Source organism: Desulfobacula sp., from assembly GCF_021107415.1.
Genome location: NZ_JAIOSW010000172.1, coordinates 1 through 5,064, shown reverse-complemented (window position 1 = coordinate 5,064; position 5,064 = coordinate 1). Strand labels below are relative to the sequence as shown.

5 protein-coding genes are annotated in these 5,064 nt (G+C 39.7%); 4 read left to right on the top strand and 1 reads right to left on the bottom strand.

The features are described from left to right. A partial coding sequence (locus tag K8S13_RS09370; protein WP_291462177.1) for a putative sulfate/molybdate transporter occupies positions 1 to 1,053 on the top strand: 1,053 nt, incomplete at its 5' end. 117 nt (positions 1,054 to 1,170) lie between these two features. After that, positions 1,171 to 1,932 carry a uridine kinase gene (locus K8S13_RS09365; protein ID WP_291462175.1) on the top strand — a complete coding sequence of 254 codons (762 nt, stop codon included), beginning with the start codon at positions 1,171 to 1,173 and terminating at the stop codon, positions 1,930 to 1,932. 54 nt (positions 1,933 to 1,986) lie between these two features. On the opposite strand, the gene K8S13_RS09360 is transcribed toward K8S13_RS09365, so the two are convergent. Next, positions 1,987 to 2,214 (bottom strand): hypothetical protein, encoded by a 228-nt coding sequence (locus K8S13_RS09360; protein ID WP_291462174.1) that lies wholly within the window; start codon positions 2,212 to 2,214, stop codon positions 1,987 to 1,989. Positions 2,215 to 2,331: 117 nt separating this feature from the next. Here K8S13_RS09360 and K8S13_RS09355 point away from each other — a divergent pair, with 117 nt between their 5' ends. Together K8S13_RS09355 and K8S13_RS09350 are read left to right on the top strand one after the other, a co-directional pair. After that, complete coding sequence (locus tag K8S13_RS09355) at positions 2,332 to 3,822, top strand: methylenetetrahydrofolate reductase C-terminal domain-containing protein (protein ID WP_291462172.1); 1,491 nt, start codon at positions 2,332 to 2,334, stop codon at positions 3,820 to 3,822. A gap of 111 nt (positions 3,823 to 3,933) precedes the next feature. Further along, entirely contained in the window at positions 3,934 to 4,839 is a 906-nt protein-coding gene (locus tag K8S13_RS09350) for a DMT family transporter (protein WP_291462170.1), read from the top strand. Positions 4,840 to 5,064 lie beyond the last annotated feature (225 nt).

The following is a 5,064-nucleotide window of genomic DNA, read 5'->3' as shown; positions in this document are numbered from 1 at the left end:
TTAACAGGCGTCTATTTTGGGATTACAGTCCCTGTCCAGCCCATGAAGGTCATTGGTGCCTATTCAATAGCAACAATGATGAGTACCCAGCAGGTATTGGCATCCTCATTATTGATGGGGACAATTTTATTGGTAATTGGGTTGACCGGTACTATCGGTATTATTGGAAAATATATTCCTAAATCAGTGATCAGGGGAATTCAGCTTTCAACAGGCACCCTTTTAATGGCACAGGGTGTAAAAATGATGATCGGCAGCTCAAAAATTCAGAATTTATATCAAATGGCAGAGCCTTATCTGAAAATACAGTCCTTTGGCCCTGTTCCCATTGGTATAGTTATTGGTATTGTTGGCGTATTCATTACTCTGATATTGCTGGATAATAAAAAAATGCCAGCAGGCCTTGTGATCGTCTTAATAGGTCTGGTTATCGGTCTGGTCCTTGGAAACAGACAGGAACTTTCACCGATCCGGCTAGGGTTTTATCTGCCCCAGTGGATGCCATTCGGGTTTCCAGTAAAAATGGATTTTATGTTTGCTGTGTTTGCCCTTGTTTTACCGCAGATTCCCATGACCCTCGGAAATGCAGTTATTGCAAATGCAGATTTGGCAAACAGGTATTTTGGTGAAAAATCAGGAAAGATGACATATAAAAGCCTTTGTATCAGTATGGCCATTGGAAATTTTATCAGTTTTGCCATTGGTGGTATGCCGCTTTGTCATGGCGCAGGGGGTCTTAGTGCCCATTATCGCTTTGGTGCCAGAACGGCCGGATCTAACCTGATGATCGGTTTTATATTAATGGGTCTGGTCCTAATACTTGGTGATGGTATTTTTTCATTCCTTTCTTTGATACCCATGTCAATTCTTGGTATATTGCTTATCTTTGCAGGCAGCCAGCTTGCCATGACCATACTGGATGTCAGTGGTCAAAAACAAATGTTTGTGGTTGTCTGTATTTTAGGAGTGACCCTTGCCAGCAATCTTGCCATAGGGTTTGGTGTCGGCCTGGTGTTGGCCAACCTGTTAAAGTCTAATCGTTTGAACGTATAAAACTATATTTTATAAAGAGGAGGTAATTATGGGGAATTTAATAAAAGAAGAAGACGATAAGGGCAGATTGCATATTGATCACCCTTTTTGGGGGAATCCCTTGTAAGCAAAGAGTTTTTGAAAACAACCGAATCCAAGGAATATTTCAGGATGCACCTGGATATCAATATTTTGAAGATAGGCGGTCAAAGTATTATGGACAGAGGTGCAAAAGCCCTGTTTCCGATTGTTGATGAATTGGTAAAGTTAAAGGATGAATACAAATTACTATTGATGACTGGTGGTGGAACAAGGGCCAGGCATGTGTATAATATCGGTGTGGACTTAGGTATGCCCACAGGTGTTTTATCAAAACTGGGGGATAAGGTTTCCTGGCAGAATGCAGAAATACTTTCTGTCCTTCTGGCAAAACATGGTGGTGTAAAAATTGGCCACGGGGACCATCTGGAACAATTAACCATGTTCTGCAAGGAGGGTTATCTTCCCATTACCTTTGGTATACCGCCTTACGGTTTTTTTGAGCATCCGGCTGAGTTTGGTTCCATTCCTCCACATAGAACAGATTGCGGAGCATTTTTTCTGGCGGAGAATATTGGTGCCCGATCTCTTATTTATCTGAAAGATGAAAAAGGTCTTTTTGAGAGTGATCCGAAAAAGGCGGGAAAGAAAGCTAAAGATTTAAAATTTTATGATAAAATTTCCGTAGACGAACTGATTGCGCTGGATCTTGATGATCTGATAATAGAACGCCCGATTTTAGAAATGTTTAAACATGCAAAATGTTTAAAAGAGCTCCAGATAATTGATGCCCTTAACCATCCGGAGTTTATTCGGGATGCGCTGGAAGGAAAACTTGTGGGCACGATCATTTATAAATAGTAAAACATATCCGGCACGGTTTCACAGTTTTTTTGAAATGGTGCCGGATTTTGACTATTTACGCGAACCATCTTTATTGCCCGTGCCATGACCCGGCAGATAAATAATATCTGCTCCTGATTTATTGGCAATGGCTTCAAGTTCTACTTTCCTGATATGCTTTGCATATAGTTTGATATCATTTCCACTGATGCCAACTATCCTCAGCCGTGGCTTTTTCCCCCTTTTCGTCTTTCTCTGACAAATATTTTTAGCAAACCGGCGAAAGTTTACAAAAAACAACGAATATTAACTAAAGGAAAGGCTTTACCTTTTTTTAATATTTCTATAAATTATATAGACTCAAATAATTTTGTCTGTTGAAATTAGAAAAAGTAAAAATATAATCAGGAGGAAGTTGTGCTTCGTATTTTCAGTGATGAATTATTGAATCCGAAAAATTTTGTTGTTACCCTTGAGCTGGTTCCGGGCCGGGAATCCTTTGGCAGAAGCACTGACACTCTGGTCGGGATTGCAAAGGATGCATTTGCCGACGGCAGGATCTCTGCTGTTTCCATTACGGACAATCCAGGAGGTAACCCGTCTTTAAGTCCGGATGTGCTGGGATATGAAATTTTTAAGCACGGACTGGATGTAATTGTTCATTTTACCTGCAGAGACATGAACCGGGTAGGAATGGAAAGCCGGGCTCTTCAGCTGGCACGCATGGGAATGAAAAATATCCTGGCCCTGACCGGAGATTACAATGGAAAAGGGTTTGGGGGCCAGGGGGCTCCTGTATTTGATCTGGATTCTGTGCTTTTAAATGCCATGTTCAAAACACTCAGTAAAAAACTTATTGCATCGGGTGATCCGGAAGAATTTTTTACAGGATGTGCTGTCTCCCCGTTTAAAACCAAGGAAGCAGAAACGCATTCCCAGTATAAAAAAATGGATAAGAAAATTAAAGCCGGCGCTTCTTTTGTGATTACACAATTGGGATATGATGTAAAAAAGTTCCATGATCTCATACTATATCACAATGCTAAAAACAAAGATATTCCGGCAATGGCCTCTGTTTATCTGTTGAGCCCCAGATCTGCCAGAGCCATGAATAGAGGAAGGGTTCCGGGAGCATATGTTTCCGATGATCTTTTTAATAAGATCATTTTAGAATGGAAAGATGCAAGACAGGGGCTGAAAGCAGCTATTGACCGAACGGCAAAACTGGGTGTTATATTAAAAGGCCTGGGATACCGTGGGATTCATATCGGCGGGATTCATAGAAGTTTTAAAACCGTCGGGGCGATCCTGGATCGGATGGAAGAAATTGAAGTTTCCTGGCAAGAGTATCTCTCTGACTTTGAAAATAAAGCCGACAACACTTATTATTATTTTGATAAAAAGACAGAATCCGTTGAGAAACAGACTGTAATGGAAAGCTTAAAAGAAAAGCTTACAGATCATTATCCCTATAAAATATTAAACAGAGCCCATGGTTTTTTTTTTGATAGAAAGGCCATGCTTGCGCCGGTTTATAAAAGAATCGCCACTCTTTTTGAGAAAAACAATAAAACCTGGCTGCTGAAACGCTGTCTGGAAGATCCATTGAAAGTTCTTTTTCTTTCCTGTCAGAGCTGTGGGGATTGCGGCATTCAGCATCTTGCATTTCAATGCCCGGAATCGGGCTGCCCCAAGCATACCAGAAATGGTCCCTGTGGCGGCAGCAGGGATGGATATTGCGAGGTTTATCCGGACAATCTCTGTATCTGGGTCAGGGCGTATGAACGATTGAAAAAGGCCAATGCCTTGACAGGTTTTCTTAAAGATTCTGTTCCCCCGAGAATGTGGGAGTTAAATAAGACCTCTTCGTGGATTAATTTTCATCTGGAAAAGGATCACCAAAAATAAGGATCAAAAAACGCTTTACCTATTTTTAATATTTCTATAAGCTTTGCCAGATTCAAATAAGTTATCTTGATCAGACAACTATTTAAAATAACAATCAACTTGGAGTGCAAGTTGCAAAATAATGATGATCTGACCGTTAAGGCAACTGCCTTGACTATTTTTATATGCATTCTTTTTGGTGCCAATCCCGTGGCTATAAAATTTAGCCTTACAGGATTAGGCGCTTTTACCGCAGTGGGCATCCGGTTCACTATTGCGGCTGTTGTGATTTTTATCTGGGCAAGGGTTAAAAACATACCGTTAAAACTCACCCAAAAACAATTGGGCCAGATGGTGATACTGGCTGCTATTTTTGTTGTTCAATTCTCCTGTTTTTATATAGGGCTTGGCAAAACTACCGCTTCCCACGGGGCATTGATAGCAAATGTTCTGCCGTTTATTGTATTGGTTATGGCCCATTTTTTTATTCCCGGTGACAGCATATCCTTAAAAAAAGGGCTCGGTATAACCCTTGGTTTTATTGGTGTTATGTTTCTGTTTTTTGATGAACAGGATATGACCGGTGATTTAAAAAAAGGGGATTTGATTATTCTTGCTGCTGTATTCATGTGGAGTTCAAGTGTAATTTTTGTAAAAAGAATTATTTCCAAATATAATGTGGTTCAAATTACCATATTTCCCATGATTTTCGGTATACCCTTCTTTTTTCTCGGCGGTTTTTTATGGGACGATCAAATGATACGAATGATTAACCCGACTATTATTAAGGCAATGCTGTATCAGTCTATTGTAACGGCATCCTTCGGGTTTATTGCCTGGAACAGCCTGCTTCAGAAATTCGGGGCAACAGCCCTGCATTCTTTTATCTTTATCATGCCTCTGGCCGGTGTTCTATTTGGAGTGCTGCTTTTAAGAGAGACCATTACAACTCATTTGGTTACCTCAATCATTTTTATTGTGTCAGGGGTGATTATTGTAAATTTGAGAAGAAAAAAACACCCTGTATCAGTACATTAAATAATGCTTTTTTATTTTTATTTTGATTGGTGGGCATAAAAACAATGGTTTGAATTATTCATAAATTCAAATAGATATATTTTTTTTTAATTTATGTGAAAAAAAGGTTTGACATAAGGTTTTTTATCATGCATTATACGCCGGTCTTCTCAAGAGACAGTTTGAGTTTCTTCGAGGAGTTTTTTTTTGATCTTTGAAAATTGGTCAGTGAGAAATTTTAGAGCG